General features: G+C 54.3%; 16 protein-coding genes. 11 read left to right on the plus strand and 5 right to left on the minus strand.

What is annotated here, in order from left to right; translation table 11 throughout:
- Nucleotides 1-282: 282 nt before the first annotated feature.
- Together BV390_RS05210 and BV390_RS05215 are read left to right on the plus strand one after the other, a co-directional pair.
- On the plus strand, nucleotides 283-540 hold the full coding sequence (locus tag BV390_RS05210; RefSeq protein WP_032696529.1) for a hypothetical protein: 258 nt from the start codon (nucleotides 283-285) through the stop codon (nucleotides 538-540).
- Nucleotides 537-752, plus strand: a complete 216-nt coding sequence (locus BV390_RS05215; protein WP_004858752.1) for a hypothetical protein — start codon at nucleotides 537-539, stop codon at nucleotides 750-752. The genes BV390_RS05210 and BV390_RS05215 overlap by 4 nt, the downstream gene beginning before the upstream one ends.
- A 132-nt stretch (nucleotides 753-884) precedes the next feature.
- On the opposite strand, the gene yczR is transcribed toward BV390_RS05215, so the two are convergent.
- Nucleotides 885-2,312 (minus strand): MocR-like transcription factor YczR, encoded by a 1,428-nt coding sequence (gene yczR / locus BV390_RS05220; RefSeq protein WP_032696527.1) that lies wholly within the window; start codon nucleotides 2,310-2,312, stop codon nucleotides 885-887.
- A gap of 87 nt (nucleotides 2,313-2,399) precedes the next feature.
- Between yczR and yczE the strand changes: the two genes are divergently transcribed.
- Nucleotides 2,400-3,014, plus strand: coding sequence for a membrane protein YczE (gene yczE, locus BV390_RS05225; RefSeq protein WP_085396664.1), 615 nt, complete (start codon nucleotides 2,400-2,402; stop codon nucleotides 3,012-3,014).
- 92 nt (nucleotides 3,015-3,106) lie between these two features.
- Nucleotides 3,107-3,460 (plus strand): DUF1428 domain-containing protein, encoded by a 354-nt coding sequence (locus tag BV390_RS05230; protein WP_085396696.1) that lies wholly within the window; start codon nucleotides 3,107-3,109, stop codon nucleotides 3,458-3,460.
- A 47-nt stretch (nucleotides 3,461-3,507) separates the two neighbouring features.
- Here BV390_RS05230 and BV390_RS05235 read toward each other — a convergent pair whose 3' ends face one another.
- From BV390_RS05235 to BV390_RS05245, 3 genes are all read right to left on the minus strand, one after another.
- Entirely contained in the window at nucleotides 3,508-4,053 is a 546-nt protein-coding gene (locus BV390_RS05235; RefSeq protein WP_049264621.1) for a flavin reductase family protein, read from the minus strand.
- Nucleotides 4,054-4,076: 23 nt separating this feature from the next.
- Nucleotides 4,077-5,651, minus strand: coding sequence for an EAL domain-containing protein (locus tag BV390_RS05240; RefSeq protein ID WP_032689216.1), 1,575 nt, complete (start codon nucleotides 5,649-5,651; stop codon nucleotides 4,077-4,079).
- Nucleotides 5,652-5,913: 262 nt separating this feature from the next.
- The gene (locus BV390_RS05245; protein ID WP_032689215.1) at nucleotides 5,914-7,023 is read right to left on the minus strand and encodes an ABC transporter ATP-binding protein; all 1,110 of its coding nucleotides are present in this window, start codon (nucleotides 7,021-7,023) and stop codon (nucleotides 5,914-5,916) included.
- Nucleotides 7,024-7,377: 354 nt separating this feature from the next.
- Here BV390_RS05245 and BV390_RS05250 point away from each other — a divergent pair, with 354 nt between their 5' ends.
- From BV390_RS05250 to BV390_RS05275, 6 genes are all read left to right on the plus strand, one after another.
- Nucleotides 7,378-8,610: a maltodextrin ABC transporter substrate-binding protein gene (locus BV390_RS05250; protein WP_085396665.1), complete on the plus strand. Its 1,233-nt coding sequence runs from the start codon at nucleotides 7,378-7,380 to the stop codon at nucleotides 8,608-8,610.
- A 120-nt stretch (nucleotides 8,611-8,730) separates the two neighbouring features.
- Nucleotides 8,731-10,038, plus strand: a complete 1,308-nt coding sequence (locus BV390_RS05255; protein ID WP_032689213.1) for a carbohydrate ABC transporter permease — start codon at nucleotides 8,731-8,733, stop codon at nucleotides 10,036-10,038.
- 10 nt (nucleotides 10,039-10,048) lie between these two features.
- Nucleotides 10,049-10,900 carry a sugar ABC transporter permease gene (locus BV390_RS05260; protein ID WP_085396666.1) on the plus strand — a complete coding sequence of 284 codons (852 nt, stop codon included), beginning with the start codon at nucleotides 10,049-10,051 and terminating at the stop codon, nucleotides 10,898-10,900.
- A gap of 4 nt (nucleotides 10,901-10,904) precedes the next feature.
- A complete protein-coding gene (locus tag BV390_RS05265; protein ID WP_032696525.1) occupies nucleotides 10,905-12,107 on the plus strand; it encodes a glycoside hydrolase family 53 protein in 1,203 nt (400 codons plus the stop codon).
- 31 nt (nucleotides 12,108-12,138) lie between these two features.
- The gene (locus tag BV390_RS05270; protein WP_032700682.1) at nucleotides 12,139-14,196 is read left to right on the plus strand and encodes a beta-galactosidase; all 2,058 of its coding nucleotides are present in this window, start codon (nucleotides 12,139-12,141) and stop codon (nucleotides 14,194-14,196) included.
- Nucleotides 14,197-14,265: 69 nt separating this feature from the next.
- On the plus strand, nucleotides 14,266-14,580 hold the full coding sequence (locus BV390_RS05275) for a glucose PTS transporter subunit EIIB (RefSeq protein WP_085396667.1): 315 nt from the start codon (nucleotides 14,266-14,268) through the stop codon (nucleotides 14,578-14,580).
- 140 nt (nucleotides 14,581-14,720) lie between these two features.
- Here the strand turns inward: BV390_RS05275 and BV390_RS05280 are convergent, their stop codons facing one another.
- Nucleotides 14,721-15,992 (minus strand): maltoporin, encoded by a 1,272-nt coding sequence (locus tag BV390_RS05280; RefSeq protein ID WP_032689210.1) that lies wholly within the window; start codon nucleotides 15,990-15,992, stop codon nucleotides 14,721-14,723.
- A gap of 269 nt (nucleotides 15,993-16,261) precedes the next feature.
- Between BV390_RS05280 and BV390_RS05285 the strand changes: the two genes are divergently transcribed.
- On the plus strand, nucleotides 16,262-17,335 hold the full coding sequence (locus BV390_RS05285) for a LacI family DNA-binding transcriptional regulator (RefSeq protein WP_032689209.1): 1,074 nt from the start codon (nucleotides 16,262-16,264) through the stop codon (nucleotides 17,333-17,335).
- The last annotated feature ends 33 nt before the right edge of the window (nucleotides 17,336-17,368 follow it).

Genomic DNA, 17,368 nt, shown 5'->3' on the forward strand with positions numbered 1-17,368 from the left:
ATTCTGCTCCCGAATCGTGCCAGCACGAAGAATAGCGGATAGTTTAAGGATCATCGTGCCTGCCAGTATCGCCTCTAAAAATACCCCCGGTTTATGCTTTAAAAATATATGTCATAAATTTGAAATAATAGTGAAATATTAATGTCATTTTCATGTCACAAATAACTGGCAGATTATCTCTGGGCATTTATTGCCTGTTCGGCAGCTGAAAATATATGTCTGGATCAGTTTGTTAACTTCGTGTATTAATTATGATAAATTTATTGCACGGGAAGCATGACGATGACTACAGTAGTTTTGAACGTAAAAATTGATGCGGAGTTAAAAGAAAAGCTGCGTCATTATGCGGAAGTAAATAACGAAAATCTGGGTACTGCAACGGAGAAACTGCTGCTTCTGGCATTTCAAATGGCAGATTCAGCAGGTGAGGCGGGGGTTTCGGAAGAGGATATCGATAGCCAGCATACCGAAGAAGAAGCTTCTCCATTAACCCCTAAAGAAATCAAAGCATTAAGAAAAATTCTGAAGAAGAAAAAATGAAACAACAACTCTCTACAGCCAGCAACTATAGCGAAGCCTGCGACTTGTTACGTTCAGGGTATGTTAAGCATGTTCGCCTCAACTGGAATATCGGTAGTGATGAGTTCTTTCGCATTGCCTCCGACTGGTGTGATACCGGGGCGAAAATAAAAAAAGATGAAGATGGTTTTATTATCTCGTTAAAAAGTTTTCCCATCCCACGCCAGCATTAATGAAATTTATTCATTGATGTCATCGGGCTGACATATAGCAATGACATCATGAAGTGCAATTTATAAAAAACATCTCATATGCGTCATGGATGATGGTTTTTGACGGGCTGAATCCAGCCCGTCGATATTTTATTATATTATTTTACGCATTCGCGTATTTTCATTCTGCTGCGTAAGACCCGCCCAGACTGGCTGCAGGGTCGTAAATGCGTTGCGCAACTCCTCATCGTCCAGGGTGAAAGGTAAACGCAAGTAGCGGTCAAAGGCGCCAGCCAGACCGAAGCGCGTTCCGGTACCAATATGAATCCCGATACTCTCCGCTCTTGCTGAGAAGAGCGTCGCCAGCATGCCCGGTAATTCCACCCAAAATGACAGTCCGCCTTCAGGTGATGTGAAGCGCCAGTGGGGAAAGTATTCCGTCATGAGCGCACCACACATATCACGGCGTGCGGCCAGCATTGCTCGACGCGCCGGGAGCCAGGCCCGATCATTTTCGAACAGCCAGCTGCAGGCCAGCTGTTCAAGCAGCGGAGTGCCCAGGTCGAGTGAATCCCGGGCCTGAACTAACGAGGCGATGGTGCGTGAGGAAGCGCGGATCCAGCCGATACGTAATCCCCCCCAGAAACTTTTTCCGGCCGAGCCAATTGTTATCACCGGTGCCTCGGCGTTGAAGGCCGCTAGCGGCGGCGGTGGCGGGGCGTTGTACCATAAATCCACCATTGTCTCATCGACCACCAGCGTCGTACGCGTTTGCGCTGCCATATCGGCCACTCGCTGGCGGGTCGCGCTATCCATACAACGGCCGGTAGGGTTGTGGAAATCAGGCATCAGCCAGGCCAGCCGCGGTGCGGTTTGCGCAATGGTTGCCGCCAGTCCGTCGCAGTCCCAGCCGTGCTGCGGCAGGGCGACGCCGACCGGCCGACAGGAGGCGCCCTGAATGGCGCTGATCGCCATGGGATAGGACGGCGCGTCAATCACCACGCGGTCGCCTGGCCCGGTTAGCAGGCGAAGCACCAGCGAAAATGCGCTCAACGCGCCGTTCACAATCATCACTTCCTCGCTGCGGGTTGGAAGACCCCGTTCGCAGTAGCGGCGGGCTATCGCCTCCCGCAATACCGGCAGCCCGTGCTGGTCGTAACCGGTATGGGACAGATGTTGCGGCAGCATCGTCAGGGCCTGATGATAGGCCTGGTGTATCTCTGGTCCGGCGCTCAGGGCGGCGGTGGCCAGATTGACCGATGATGGACGGAAGTCCGCTGTTGTCACCGTGTCCGCTCGTTCCGGCAGCGCGATACGCGAACCGCTTCCCTGACGACTGTAAAGATAACCCTCTTCACGCAGCTGGCCGAGCGCGCTGGCGATGGTGGTGCGGCTGACGTTCAGGGCCGCGGCCAGCTCCCGTTCGCCCGGGAGCCGCGTTTCCAGCGTCAGGCGACCATCAAGAATCAGCAGACGCAGGGCGTCCGCCAGCTGGCGCCAGAGCGGCGTTCGGGTCGAAGACTCTTGCCAGTGGCCCAGCAGGCGTACCAGCGATTGCGTACCGAAGCGACGAGAAACCATAGCGATCCACTTTTAAAAAACTGGCCATTAATTATCAATCCATTTTTGCTGATGATGGCGAGGTCCGCAATCATCCAGAGGTAAAAAATGTTACGTCGATTAGTGCAGCTCTATATCGGTCTTGTTCTGTACGGCGTGTCGACCGCGTTGTTTGTTCATGCCAATCTGGGTGCCGATCCGTGGGATGTTTTTCATCTCGGCGTCGGTAAGCAGTTTGGCCTCGATTTTGGCACGGTGATTATTCTGACCGGGGCCGCGGTGCTGCTGTTGTGGATCCCGCTGCGTCAAATGCCGGGTCTGGGAACGGTCAGCAATGTGATTGTGCTGGGGCTGGCGGCAAACGCGACGCTGGCCGTCCTGCCGCCAATGGAGTCGCTGGTGCTGCGCAGCCTGATGCTGATCGGCGCCATCGTACTGAATGCTCTGGCCACGGGGATGTATATTGGCGCCGGTTTTGGCCCCGGACCGCGTGATGGACTGATGACCGGTTTGCATGCCCGTACCGGGTGGTCTTTGCGGGGGATCCGCACCGTCATTGAACTATCGGTGCTGGCGATCGGCTGGGCGCTGGGCGGTACCGTTGGCGTCGGCACCGTGCTTTATGCGCTGACGATTGGGCCGCTTATCCAGCTGTGTTTACCCTGGTTTCTCCAGCCGACGGTGCGCAAAACGGTCACCGCTACCGGTGAGGCGGTCTCCTGATTTTATCCCGTAATAAGGGATGAGGGCTAAACTTAGCCTTACAGATGCGGTCGGGTTCGCCGGTCGCGCTGTTCACTTCGGAGATCATACTCATGAAGTACGTTGATGGTTTTGTCGTTGCCGTGCCCGCGAAAAATAAGGAGGCCTATCGCGAGCTGGCAGCAAAGGCCGCACCGCTGTTTAAAGAGTTTGGTGCGCTACGGGTGGTGGAGTGCTGGGCGGACGATGTGCCGGACGGTAAGCTCACCGATTTTCGCATGGCGGTGAAAGCCGGGAGCGACGAAGAGGTCGTGTTCAGCTGGATAGAATATCCGTCAAAAGAAGTGCGCGATGCGGCGAATGCCACCATGATGACCGACCCAAGGATGAAAGCGTTAGGCGATAGCATGCCGTTTGATGGTAAGCGAATGATTTTCGGCGGCTTCCTGCCGTTACTGGATGAATAATCTGTCCCGCCGTCCCTTTCCTGTGGAAGGGGGCGGCAGTGGCGTGGTCAGGATACTTTGGTAAACAGGTGGCGATAATCGCGTACGTCGCCGTCGGTACGAAACAGACCGCCGCCGCTATAGTGCAGTGTCTGTGGCCACCTGGGCTGCGGTTTTACGTTTGCCGCCACCACTTCAAAAATAAAGAAGTTATAGCTGTCCACCAGCGCAGCGTCGAAGAGCCGGCATTCAAAACTGGCGTGGCATTCGGCAATTGACGGCGCGGACACCTGTTCACTGGCTTCCGCGGTGAGCCGGAAGGCAGCAAACTTGTCTACCGCGTCACCGTCACAGTTCCCGATTCTGGCGACCGTCTCCGCCATGGCGGCGTCAGGCAGGTTGATAACGCACTCCCCGCTGCGGCGAATCATGTCGAAACTGATGTTGCCGGCGGAAATCATGCACCCTACCAGCGAGGGGGAAAACTCCAGCACCGTATACCAGCCAAGGGTCATGATATTATTTCGATCCTGCCAGCGGCTGCTGATTAAGACGACCGCGCCGGGTTCCAGCCAGTGGCGCACATCGTGTAAAGGCCAGGGATGTTTTTGCATCAGGGAGCTCTCCCTTCATGGATTTACCTTAAGCGTAGCGCATGCGCTTTAAGGTTATTTTCCGCCCACAGAATAAACTGCTCTTTCGGCAATGCCGGGCTGTACAGCCAGCCCTGGGCGTAGAGCACATCGTGGCGACACAGCCAGTCGCGCTGTTCTGCTGTTTCGACGCCTTCGGCAATGGTAGCCAGGTGGAGCGCTTTTGCCATTTTGATGATATGCGGCGTCAGCGGCTTATATTCGAGGGTATCGACGAAGGATTTGTCAATTTTCAGGGTATCGACATCCAGTTTTTGCAGGTAGCTGAGGCTGGAATAACCGGTCCCGAAGTCATCGATCGAAATGCTGTGTCCCGCCTGACGATAGCGGGCGATCACCGGCAGAGTGGTTTCGGGATCGACGAAACCGCGCTCCGTCAGCTCAAGCGTAATTTGCGCAGGCGCGATCTCCCACTGCTGTAGCCGATCGGCCAGAAGGGCTGGCAGAGTAGGTGAGCGCAGATCGTCGACCGACAGATTAATCGAAATGTGGAGTTCCGGATGCGTGTGCAGCCACGGGCCGAGCTCGGCGAAAATTTTCCGCACAATATCTTCAGTTAAATGGGTAATGAGCCCGGTCTCTTCGGCAAGCGGAATAAAAATATCCGGCGATAAAAAGCTGCCGTCGGGCTGCTGCCAGCGCGCCAGGGCTTCGGCGCCGACGATTTTGCCCTCCTTCAACGAGACGATGGGCTGGTAATGGACCCGAATCGCGTCGGAGTGCAGCGCATCCAGCATCCCATAGCGTGGAGAGCGTAAGGTGCGCAGTAGTCGCAGTAGCAAAAATGAGGTCAGCAGACTGATAAACAGGCCGAGGGGAAGCCACAGCACCAGCTGGTGGCGGAATTTTTCCTGCAGCGGCAGCGTGGATGACCAGGTGGCGATAGCCAGCCCCAGTTCTGGAATACGATGGAGGCGATAAACCGTGTTGTCGACGGTGAGCGTCTGGCCATCCAGGTGCTTGATTTGCTCCCAGACCACCGGGTTGAGAGGCTCGCTGCTGGTAATCACCTGCTTGTCTTTGGTGCCAAACAGAATCGCATGAATATTTTCCTGGCCGGGCGAAATGATATCGATAAATGAGGCGGGATCGATCATCACGACATGATTCTTACTGCCTAGCGCCGTCATTTTGCGCTTCAGGCCGAGATCGTTGACTGAAGTGAGCCAGGCCCGATAACCGTCGGTGGTGATGTGATCGGGGTCAGGAAAGGAGACAGGGGGACTGCGATCTTCAAGAGAAGAACATTGCGGCACCGAACCTTTGAGCCAAAGCACCTCCTGCACATAGCGGTGGGTATAGGCGATTCGGCGCATCGCGAGCAGATGCTGTGGGCTGCAGGCGGCTGCGCTGTGGGCATCGGCTTCCTGCAGCGCTTCTCGTGCCTGGCTCGCCACCTGCTGGATGCGCATCAGCACGCGGGAAGAGTAGTTATCCAGCTCGGAATAAAACAGTATTTTTGCCTGGTTGGTCGCCAGCCAGATGCTTAAGGCTATCGGCACAATGACGGCGAGTATCAATACCCCGGTTACCAGACTCACCAGATTCCTGGTCGTCATGCGCATATCCTTATGTTATTGGGGATTTGATCAGTATATCCGATAGCGGAGAAAGGTCGCAGACGAGCGACAATTATTATTGGATTTAAAAAATGCCCGAATCACGACATAGCGCGGATATCGGGCTAACAGTGGATGATCCGCAGCGGTCGAGGCAATGAGCGGCGCGGATTAAAACGAGGGCTGGAGCTGGCATGCCGATAGCTTGCGTTATCAGCATCCAGGTTCAGTTTACAGCGTAATCATGACAGCCAGATGTTTTTTAATGAGCATCTGGCGCAGTAATATCGGCGCTGATCCGCAGATCGTTTTCATCAAAAACCATACAGAAGCGGTCGTCAAAGGCGACGTCGATTTTCTGCCACGGTCGGAAGTGCACATCGCCGGGCAGCAGAATTTTCACGTTGTCATGGCCATAGCACTGGCCGAACAGGTAGGTGTTGTTCCCCAGGCGTTCAACCACTTCACACTGAAACTCCACTACCGTACCGCTGCGAACGTCGGTCGACAGGTGTTCCGGGCGAATCCCCAGCGTCACCGCGTCACCGGGTTGCAGCGGCGAGGTGGTGATATTCAGCGTCAGGCTATGCTGCTGCGCCATCTGTACGGTGAGCTGACCCGGCTGCCAGGCGCTGACCGTGGCGGGCAGGAAGTTCATTTTCGGAGAGCCGATAAAACCGGCGACGAACCGGTTGACCGGGTTGTAGTACAGTGACATCGGCGATCCCATCTGCTCGACTTTCCCGTAGTTCATCACCACGATTTTATCGGCCAGGGTCATCGCTTCCACCTGATCGTGGGTGACATACACCATGGTGGTTTTCAGCTCATGGTGCAGTTTGGCGATGTGCAGACGCATCTCGACGCGCAGCTCCGCATCCAGGTTCGAGAGCGGCTCATCAAACATAAACACCCGCGGGTTACGAACGATGGCGCGGCCGATTGCCACACGCTGACGCTGGCCGCCGGAGAGCTGTTTCGGTTTGCGGTCCAGCAGATGGGTCAGCTGTAGCGTTTTGGCGACCATTTCGACCTGACGACGAATTTCGTCCTTCGGCACTTTATTGACCTTCAGGCCATAGCCCATATTTTCCGCCACCGTCATGTGCGGATAGAGCGCATAGGACTGGAAAACCATGGCCACGCCGCGATGGGCGGGCACCACATCATTCATCACCTCATCGCCGATCAGCACCTCGCCATCGCTGACCTCCTCAAGTCCGGCAATCATCCGCAGCAGGGTCGATTTCCCGCAGCCGGATGGCCCGACAAAGACCGCAAATTCACCGTCTTCGATATCAAGATTGACCTGGTGCAGCGTCACGGTAGTACCAAACCGTTTGGTGACATTCCTCAGTCGTATATTGGACATCAACATTCCCCGGGGTTAGTAATCGTTATTTGCCGTTGGGATTAGGGTTGCAGCGGTTTTTTGTATTACGTGTAACAACCAGGCTCAACAATGCTCAACAGCGCTGAAATCATGGAATGACTATAACTTCCCGTATTTTTGAGCCCTACATCGATGTTTCATTTCTGCAATCACGATCACACAACTGGTAGTCTGGTGTAGTTTTATACGCCTTCAAAGCGTAGCGTATAACAAATCAGGAAAAACTGGATTTAGCGTTGTAAGTCGCCATTTATCAGTTGATTCATACACAGTGATAAATGAAGTTATCAAATAAAAACCAATAAATTGTTATACCTTCACATGAGGTTGATAATGAAAAAGAACATCCTTGCTGCACTTATCCTCACGACTCTGGCTGCCGGGCAGCTTGTCAGCCTGCAGGTCCACGCCGCCGGTCAGCTGAACGTCTGGGAAGACATCAAAAAATCCGACGGGATTAAAGCGGCGATCGGCGATTTTGAAAAACAGTACGACGTTAAGGTCAACGTGCAGGAGATGCCCTATGCACAACAGCTGGAAAAGCTGCGCCTTGATGGCCCTGCCGGCATTGGCCCGGATGTGCTGGTGATCCCCAATGACCAGCTCGGGGGAGCGGTAGTGCAGGGGCTGCTGTCGCCGCTGACGCTGGATCGGGCGAAGCAGGAGGTATTCACCCCGGCGTCAATTAATGCCTTCCGGATGGATAACGTGCTGTATGGCGTGCCGAAAGCGGTGGAAACCCTGGTGCTGATTTACAACAAAGCGCTGATCGACAAACCGCTGGATAGCCTGCAGGCGTGGTTCGACTATTCGAAAGCGCAGCGGGCGGAGAACAAATATGGCCTGCTGGCCAAGTTCGATCAGATCTATTACAGCTGGGGCGCGATTGGTCCGATGGGCGGCTATATCTTCGGCAAAAACGAGAAGGGCGGTTTTAATCCGCAGGACGTCGGTTTGAATAAACCCGGCGCGGTCGAAGCCGTTACCTTCCTGAAAAAATTCTATAGCGACAAGGTCTTCCCGGCGGGGATCCTCGGAGATAACGGGCTGAATGCCATCGATTCGTTATTCACGGAGAAGAAAGCGGCGGCGGTGATCAACGGTCCATGGGCGTTCCAGCCGTACGAAGCGGCGGGGATTAACTACGGCGTCGCGCCGCTGCCGATGCTGCCAGACGGCAAACCGATGAGCTCGTTCCTTGGCGTAAAAGGTTACGTGGTGTCGACCTGGAGCAAAGACAAAGCGCTGGCGCAGCAGTTTATTGAGTTTATCAACCAGCCTCAGTACGTGAAGGCGCGCTATGTGGCAACCGGCGAGATCCCGGCGCTGAAAGCCATGATTGACGATCCGCTTATCAAGAATGACGAGAAAGCCAGCGCGGTGGCGGTGCAATCCGCTCGCGCCACGGCGATGCCGGGGATCCCGGAAATGGGCGAAGTGTGGGGGCCGGCGAACGCGGCGCTGGAGCTCAGCCTGACCGGCAAACAGCCGCCGCAGGCGGCGCTCGATAATGCAGAGAAACAGATCAAGATGCAGATCGAGGCTATGCAGGCCAGCAACCAGTAATCGCGATGTCCGTCATTGTAAGGTAACAGGCGCGTTGGCCGCTGACCTGTTACCCGGATTATCAGGGCATAGATGTAAAAAAGCGGGAGGAGGACCTCCCGTTTTCAGAAGGAGTGGTGTGTGATTATCAATCCCAGCGAAAATATTGCCGAGTCGCGCGGCGCAGGTCGTCATGCGTGGTGCGGCCTGCTGCTGGCTGTCGTGCCGGGTTTTGGCCAGTTTTATCATCGCCAGTGGCTGAAGGGGCTTGTCTTCCTGGTTCTGCTGAGCAGTTTCATGGGCGTTTTTTATGACTTCCTGCAAGAAGGACTGTGGGGGCTCTACACCCTGGGTGAGGAAGTCCCGCGGGATAACTCCATTTTCCTGTTGGCGGAAGGGATCATCAGCGTGCTGATCGTCGCTTTTGGCCTGCTCATTTACTCTCTTTCGCTGCGCGATGCCTGGGTTAACGGCAAAAAGCGCGATGAAGGCGTGGCGCTGAACAGCGTGCGCAAACAGTATCAGATGCTGTTGAACCAGGGGTTTCCCTATCTGATGATCAGCCCCGGCTTTATTCTGCTGGTGTTCGTCGTCATCTTCCCGATTCTCTTTGGCTTTGCCATCGCGTTCACCAACTACAACCTCTACCACACGCCGCCGGCGAAGCTGGTGGATTGGGTGGGTTTTAAAAACTTTATCAATATTTTCACGCTCTCTATCTGGCGCTCGACCTTCTTTGACGTGCTGCAGTGGACGGTGGTGTGGACGCTGCTGGCGACGACCCTGCAATGCACCGTCGGTGTGCTGCTGGCAATCCTGGTGAACCAGAAAGATCTGCGCTTTAAACCGATGATTCGCACCATTTTTATCCTGCCGTGGGCGGTTCCGGGCTTTGTCACTATCCTGGTGTTTGCGGGGATGTTTAACGACTCGTTTGGGGTGATCAACAACGCGATTCTGTCGTTCTTCGGCATTGGCCCGAAGGCGTGGCTGACCGATCCGTTCTGGACGAAAACTGCGCTGATCATGATGCAAACCTGGCTGGGCTTCCCGTTTGTCTTCGCCATGACCACCGGCGTGCTGCAGGCGATTCCTGACGACCTTTATGAAGCCGCGACTATGGACGGAGCCAGCGCGTTTACCCGCCTGCGGACCATTACGCTGCCGCTGGTGCTGTACTCGATCGCGCCGATCATTATCACCCAGTACACCTTCAACTTTAACAACTTCAACATCATTTACCTGTTCAACAACGGCGGGCCAGCGGTCGCCGGTTCGAATGCCGGCGGGACGGATATTCTGGTGTCGTGGATCTACAAACTGACGATGTCGTCTTCGCAATATGCCATTGCGGCGACCATTACTATCCTGCTGTCGATTTTTGTCGTCGGCCTGGCACTGTGGCAGTTCCGCGCCACCAAATCCTTCAAAAACGACGACATGGCGTAAGGGAAGCAACATGGCTAAATCACCCAGTATTAAACGCGAAAAGTGGATTCGCCTGTCACTCACCTGGCTGATTGTTATCCTGGTCTCGGTGGTGATTATCTATCCGCTGGTCTGGACCGTCGGCGCGTCGCTGAATGCCGGAAACAGCCTGCTCAGCACCTCGATTATTCCGGAGAACCTGTCATTCCAGCACTATGCCGACTTGTTCAACGGCAATGTGAACTACCTGACCTGGTACTGGAACTCGATGAAAATCAGCTTCATGACCATGGTGCTGACCTTAATCAGCGTCAGTTTTTCCGCCTACGCCTTTTCCCGCTTTCGCTTTAAAGGGCGGCAGAACGGGCTGATGTTGTTCCTGCTGTTGCAGATGATCCCGCAGTTTTCTGCGCTGATTGCGATCTTCGTACTCTCGCAGCTGCTGGGGCTGATCAACAGCCATCTGGCGCTGGTGCTGATCTACGTTGGCGGCATGATCCCGATGAATACCTGGCTGATGAAGGGCTATCTCGACGCGATCCCGAAAGATCTGGATGAGTCGGCAAGAATGGACGGCGCCAGCAGCTTCCGTATCTTCTTCGAGATAATCATGCCGCTGTCAAAACCGATTCTCGCGGTGGTGGCGCTGTTTTCATTTACCGGTCCGCTGGGCGATTTTATTTTGTCGAGCACCATCCTGCGTACGCCGGACAAATACACGCTGCCGATCGGCCTGTACAACCTGGTCGCGCAAAAAATGGGCGCCAGCTACACCACCTACGCGGCAGGCGCGGTGCTGATTGCCGTTCCGGTCGCGATTCTCTACCTGGCATTACAAAAATACTTTGTTTCCGGCCTGACCTCTGGCAGTACAAAAGGATAACCCCATGAAAAGATTAACACCCGCGTTGCTTGCTGTTTGTCTGGCATGCAGTTTTTCCCCTTCTGCTCTGGCTGCCGAGGCGCTGCAAACGCGCGCATTTCGCGCGATGCCTGCGGATTTTATTAAAGGCGCAGATATCTCCACGCTGCTGGATGCGGAAAAGCACGGGGCAAAGTTTTATAACCACAACAACCAGCTGCAGGATCCGATCGCCATTTTGAAAGCCGATGGCGTGAACTATGTCCGCCTGCGCCTGTGGGTTGACCCGAAAGATGCGCAGGGTCAGGGCTACGGCGGCGGTGATAACGATCTGGCGGCAACGCTGGCGCTGGCGAAGCGGGCAAAAGCGCAGGGCATGAAGCTACTGCTGGATTTCCACTACAGCGATTTCTGGACTGATCCGGGTAAACAATTCAAGCCGAAGGCCTGGGAAAAAATGGATTATCCGCAGCTGAAAACGACTATCCACGACTACACCCGTGACACCATCGCCCGCTTTAAGCAGGAAGGCGTTCTGCCGGATATGGTGCAGATTGGCAATGAGATCAACGGGGGCATGCTGTGGCCGGAAGGCAAAAGCTGGGGGCAGGGCGGCGGCGAATTTGACCGTCTGGCGGGTCTGCTGAATGCGGCCATCGACGGCCTGAAAGAGAATCTGAAGAATGGCGAACAGGTGAAAATCATGCTTCATCTGGCTGAAGGTACGAAGAACGATACCTTCCGCTGGTGGTTTGATGAAATCAGCAAGCGCAACGTACCGTACGACATCATCGGCCTGTCGATGTACACCTACTGGAACGGCCCGATCGGTGCGTTGAAAGCGAATATGGATGATATCAGCCGGCGCTATAACAAAGATGTGATAGTCGTGGAGGCCGCCTATGCCTATACCCTGGAAAATTGCGATAGCGCAGAAAACAGTTTCCAGGCCAAAGAAGAAAAAGAGGGCGGTTATCCGGCCACGGTACAGGGACAATATAATTATATTCACGATTTAATGCAGGCCGTTGCCGATGTTCCCGACCAGCGCGGGAAAGGTATTTTTTATTGGGAGCCGACCTGGATTGCCGTGCCGGGAAATACCTGGGCCACGCCAGCGGGCATGAAATATATCCACGATGAATGGAAACAGGGTAATGCCCGGGAAAATCAGGCGTTGTTTGATTGCCAGGGGAAAGTATTACCTTCAGCGAAAGTCTTTAATTAATCGTTAAGTTTTACACTTCAGGATGTTTATTATGAATAAATTTGCGCCTTTGAGTCCGAAGGTCAATGCATTATTGCATGGCGCTGACTATAACCCGGAGCAGTGGGAGAATTATCCCGGTATTATCGATCAAGATATTGCCATGATGCAGCAGGCTAAATGCAATGTCATGTCGGTGGGGATTTTCAGCTGGGCCAAACTTGAACCTCAGGAAGGCGTATTTGAATTTGGCTGGCTGGACAGCATTCTGGATAAGCTGTTTGCCGCCGGTATTCACGTGTTTCTGGCTACGCCAAGCGGCGCGCGCCCGGCCTGGCTGTCGCAGGCCTATCCGCAGGTGCTGCGGGTGGGACGCGACCGGGTACCGGCGCTGCACGGCGGACGGCATAACCACTGTATGACGTCACCGGTTTATCGGGAGAAGGTTTTTAAAATCAACAGCCTGCTTGCGGAACGCTACGCACAGCATCCGGCGGTGCTCGGCTGGCATATTTCCAATGAATATGGCGGAGATTGCCATTGTGAACGCTGTCAGGCGCGGTTTCGCGACTGGCTGAGAGCGCGCTACCAGACGCTGGAAAACCTCAATCACGCCTGGTGGAGCACCTTCTGGAGCCACACCTACAGCGACTGGTCGCAGATTGAATCACCGGCACCGCAGGGGGAAGTGTCCATTCACGGGCTGAATCTCGACTGGCGTCGCTTCAACACGGCGCAGGTCACCGACTTCTGCCGCCATGAGATTGCCCCGCTGAAGGCGGCGAATGCTGACCTGCCGGTGACAACCAACTTCATGGAGTATTTCTACGATTACGACTACTGGCAGCTGGCGCAGGCGCTGGATTTCATCTCCTGGGATAGCTATCCGATGTGGCATCGCGACAAAGATGAAACCACGCTGGCCTGCTATACCGCGATGTACCATGACATGATGCGCAGCCTGAAAGGCGGCAAGCCGTTTGTGTTGATGGAATCAACGCCGAGCGCCACCAACTGGCAGCCGACCAGTAAATTGAAAAAGCCGGGGATGCATATTCTCTCCTCAATGCAGGCTGTCGCCCACGGCGCAGACTCAGTTCAGTATTTCCAGTGGCGTAAGAGCCGTGGCTCGGTGGAGAAATTCCACGGTGCGGTCATTGACCACGTCGGTCATCTGGATACCCGCGTCGGCCGCGAAGTGAGCCGGCTGGGTGAGATGCTCAGTCGCCTGCCTGGCGTGGTTGGCTGTCGTACCGATGCCAAAGTGGCAATTATCTTTGACCAGCAAAACCGCTGGGCGCTGGATGATGCGCAGGGCCCGCGTAATCTCGGTATGGAGTATGAAAATACCGTTAATGAACATTACCGGCCATTCTGGGAGCAGGGTATTGCGGTCGATATCATCGATGCCGATGGTGACCTGAGCGCCTACCAGCTGGTTATCGCCCCGATGCTGTATATGGTTCGCGACGGCTTTGCCGGGCGCGCCGAAGCGTTTGTCGCCGGCGGAGGCCATCTGGTGACTACCTACTGGACGGGAATCGTTAATGAGTCCGATCTTTGTCATCTTGGCGGTTTCCCGGGGCCTCTGCGCAACCTGCTGGGCATTTGGGCGGAGGAGATTGATTGTCTGAATGACGGCGAGCGCAATCTGGTTCAGGGGCTGGCAGGCAATGAAGGCGGGTTACAGGGGCCGTATCAGGTACGCCATCTGTGCGAGCTGATTCATGCCGAAAGCGCCCGACCGCTGGCAACCTATCGTGATGATTTCTACGCCGGCCGCCCGGCGGTTACGGTGAATCATTTTGGCAAGGGGAAGGCATGGCATGTCGCCTCACGCAACGACCTGGCTTTCCAGCGCGATCTCTTCGCGGTCATCAGCCGGGAGCTGGCCTTACCGCGGGCGATAGAGAGTGAGCTTCCGCCGGGCGTGGTCGCCACGGCACGCACCGACGGCGAAACGACCTATGTTTTCTTGCAGAACTACAGCGCGCAGCAGCACAGCGTAAACCTGCCGCAGGGTTATCAGGACAGTCTATCCGGCGCGGCCATTAGCGCGCCGTTGACCTTAACGGCGTGGGACTGCCGTATTCTCAGTCGTAAAGCCTAATCACTGCGTTATCTGAGCCTGCTCCTGCGAGCAGGCTTTTTTTTACCTTGATATTATCAGGAGTGCATGATGGTCAGTTTAAAATCCTTTCTGTATTATTTCGCCCAGCCTCGCCAACCGGTGCCGTTAAGTGATGTTGAAAAGCAACAGCTACAGGATCTCATTCAGGCGTTTGGTGGGGAGGGGAATATTGTTAATGTCGACGCCTGTATTACGCGTTTGCGGGTCACGGTTAATAATCTGGCGATTGTCGATTCTCAGGCGCTACAGCAGCAAGGGGCGCTGGGAGTAATTATTCTCGGGCAACAGGTTCACGCTATTTTCGGCAAGCAGTCTGACACCCTGCGTCAACTATTAGATGAGCATTTTACTAGCCGGAAATAAAAGTAATAAATAAAAAGGGATAACTCCATATAGAGTTATCCCGAAAACAAGACAAAGACAACAATGGCAATAATCATTACCGGAGGGTAATTACGACCTTACAGCTGGAGATAAAACACGTTCAGATAACAAAAATACTTTTACCACCAGGCTTCGACCTGAACACCGAAGTTCCATGTATTGCTGGCGGTTTGATCTTCAAACGGTTTGCCATTCTCGGAATCATTGAGATAGGAGGCAAAAATACGTAATTCCGGGCGTGACATAAAGTCCGGGCCATCGGCCAGACCCAGCGCAATGGTGTATTTCTCGCCGGCCTGTTTGTAGTCGGTATTGTTCTTATAGCTGTCTTTCTGGTAGAAACCGCCGACTTCGCCAATCAAACGGACATACTCGGTGAACTGATACTGTCCGCGTGCGACCAGAGAGAGTAAGCGCGTTTTGTTGGTATAGTCGGTGATGTCGTCGGCGGAGCCCCAGGTCAGCACATGGTTAATCGAGAATTTGTCGGTAATCGGAATCAGACCGGTGTTGATCACGCGATAGCCGGTGGCATCGTTGACATAGTTCCACATGTCGTACCAACCGCCGCCCTGGGAGACCATGTTCTGCGCCAGCCCTTTATTTGCATACTGCAGAACCAACTTGTTGTAGCCGCCCAGCATATCCTGGCTGATTTCACCGGTCAGCATCACGCCGTTATCGGCATCGTACAGCCCACCGTAGCTATCCTGTTTTTTGGTGGTGTTAGGCATTGCGTAGTCGATACCAAATTCGGTCCAGGCGCCGGACCACGGTTTCCAGCCCGCATAGCGCAGATCGACATAGTTGATATTGACGTTGCTGTCGCCATCGACGCGGTAATCGACGTCGTTTGCGTCACCGCGGATCCAGGCAAGTGAAACGGCGCCTGGGCCTAAGCTATAGTTTTCGATCCCGGCGCCGGAACCGGAGATGTTCCAGTATTTGGTATCAATGATGTGCAGATCGTGGCGCTGGTAGTAGCGCTTGCCGCCCCAAATTACCGCGTTAGGATCGCCGGGGATCAGGCCCTTAATTTGCAGGTTCAGCTGACGCAGGCCAAACTGCGCGTCGTCATTGAGGGTGGTTTCGTTATCGTTAGAACCGTCAGAGACCATGCTGACCATGCTATCGAGATAGAAGCTGACGTCATCCTTCTTATACACCTCAGAACCCAACTCCAGCTCGCCATAGGTATCGGATTCGTTACCCAGACGACCAATTTTGTTTTTTTGCCATTCGGCCAGACTGCCATCCCCGGAGACCCCAACCCCGGCACGCATATAACCATGAAAATCAATTCCAGGAACAGAGGCGGAAGCCGCGAGCACGGATGGTGAAATCAGCGCGGCGGCCAACGCAACAGAGACTGTGCGCAGCGTAGTGTTCATGTCTATCCTCTTATTGTTTTGTATTACGTTCACATTAACGATGTAATGAAATGCCTAAACGTAATTTCAGGCAATTTAATGATCGTGATAGTGTGATTAACTGCAAATAAAATGGCGCAATTTGTTACGGTTAGTGAGTCCATTCACAATTTGATGTATTGTGAGCGTAATACTTTTATTGTCATTTTTTAGCATGGTAACGTTGCAGGGCGCGTTTTTTTAAATGGCCCCTGTTACAATCCAGGGATAACAACATAAGGAACCGGACCATGAAGTCGAAAAGCGCAACCTTAGAAGATGTCGCGCGTCATGCAGGCGTCTCCTATCAGACCGTGTCCAGGGTGCTCAATAAATCTGCTAATGTATCCGAGGCCACGCGTCGTAAGGTGGAGAAATCCATTGAGCTGTTGCGGTATGTCCCTAACCGCCTGGCTCAACAGCTGGTGGGCAAGCAAAGTCGGACCGTCGGTCTGGTGACGATTTCACTGTCGTTGCACGCGCCTTCTCAGGTCGCCGCAGCGGTAAAACGCTATGCGAATGTGGAAGGTTATCAGGTGTTAATTTCTATGATTGATGAGAGCGTCAATCAAAGTATTCAGGAATCCATCAATGAGCTGAAGTCCCAGCTGGTTGATAAGGTGATCATCAACGTGCCTCTGGAGACCGAACAGGCCCAGAAAATCGCGGCTGACAACGATGATATCGTTTGTCTCTTTCTCGATGTCGATCCCTACAGCTCCGTGTTTAACGTTTCGTTTAATCCGGCTGACGGCACCCGCGCGAGCGTCAAATATCTGTATGAAATGGGCCATCGGGAGATTGCGCTGCTGGCCGGGCCGGAAAGCTCCGTCTCGGCAAAATTGCGCCTGAAGAGCTGGATAGAGACGCTGGCAGGGTACGGGCTACAGCCGGTGACGGTGATTCGCGGTAACTGGGACGCGCAGAGCGGCTATGCGGGCGCGCTGCAGATGCTGCGTGAGACGCCGAAATTTACGGCGGTGCTGGTGGGGAATGACCAGATGGCGCTGGGGGTACTGAGCGCGTTTCACCAGCATCAGGTGCCGATTCCCGGTGAGAAGTCGGTAATTGGCTACGATGATACGTATGAAAGCTCATTCTTCTACCCGGCGCTGACGACCGTGTCGCTGGATCTGGATTTACAGGGGAAAGAGGCCGTACGCCGTATTCTTGATAGCGGCGATAGCGAAACCTCGCATACCTCTTCAATCCTGCCAGCCCGGCTGGTAGTGCGTCATTCCACCGGGCCAAAAACGGAGCAGGGGAAAGACCTACAGGCCATTGCAGAACAGCTGCGTGCGCTTGCTCATCAACTGAATCCTTAATCTCTCACGGGCGGTTTGCGCCGCTCGATTTTT

It is taken from the genome of Klebsiella sp. YJ, from assembly GCF_002108615.1.
Classification (GTDB): Bacteria; Pseudomonadota; Gammaproteobacteria; order Enterobacterales; family Enterobacteriaceae; genus Klebsiella; species Klebsiella planticola.

Coding starts and splice junctions, on each gene's coding strand:
- BV390_RS05210 (WP_032696529.1), top strand. CDS start 283: ATGACTACAGTAGTTTTGAACGTAAAAATTGATGCGGAGTTAAAAGAA.
- BV390_RS05215 (WP_004858752.1), top strand. CDS start 537: ATGAAACAACAACTCTCTACAGCCAGCAACTATAGCGAAGCCTGCGAC.
- yczR (WP_032696527.1), bottom strand. CDS start 2,312: ATGGTTTCTCGTCGCTTCGGTACGCAATCGCTGGTACGCCTGCTGGGC.
- yczE (WP_085396664.1), top strand. CDS start 2,400: ATGTTACGTCGATTAGTGCAGCTCTATATCGGTCTTGTTCTGTACGGC.
- BV390_RS05230 (WP_085396696.1), top strand. CDS start 3,107: ATGAAGTACGTTGATGGTTTTGTCGTTGCCGTGCCCGCGAAAAATAAG.
- BV390_RS05235 (WP_049264621.1), bottom strand. CDS start 4,053: ATGCAAAAACATCCCTGGCCTTTACACGATGTGCGCCACTGGCTGGAA.
- BV390_RS05240 (WP_032689216.1), bottom strand. CDS start 5,651: ATGACGACCAGGAATCTGGTGAGTCTGGTAACCGGGGTATTGATACTC.
- BV390_RS05245 (WP_032689215.1), bottom strand. CDS start 7,023: ATGTCCAATATACGACTGAGGAATGTCACCAAACGGTTTGGTACTACC.
- BV390_RS05250 (WP_085396665.1), top strand. CDS start 7,378: ATGAAAAAGAACATCCTTGCTGCACTTATCCTCACGACTCTGGCTGCC.
- BV390_RS05260 (WP_085396666.1), top strand. CDS start 10,049: ATGGCTAAATCACCCAGTATTAAACGCGAAAAGTGGATTCGCCTGTCA.
- BV390_RS05265 (WP_032696525.1), top strand. CDS start 10,905: ATGAAAAGATTAACACCCGCGTTGCTTGCTGTTTGTCTGGCATGCAGT.
- BV390_RS05270 (WP_032700682.1), top strand. CDS start 12,139: ATGAATAAATTTGCGCCTTTGAGTCCGAAGGTCAATGCATTATTGCAT.
- BV390_RS05275 (WP_085396667.1), top strand. CDS start 14,266: ATGGTCAGTTTAAAATCCTTTCTGTATTATTTCGCCCAGCCTCGCCAA.
- BV390_RS05280 (WP_032689210.1), bottom strand. CDS start 15,992: ATGAACACTACGCTGCGCACAGTCTCTGTTGCGTTGGCCGCCGCGCTG.
- BV390_RS05285 (WP_032689209.1), top strand. CDS start 16,262: ATGAAGTCGAAAAGCGCAACCTTAGAAGATGTCGCGCGTCATGCAGGC.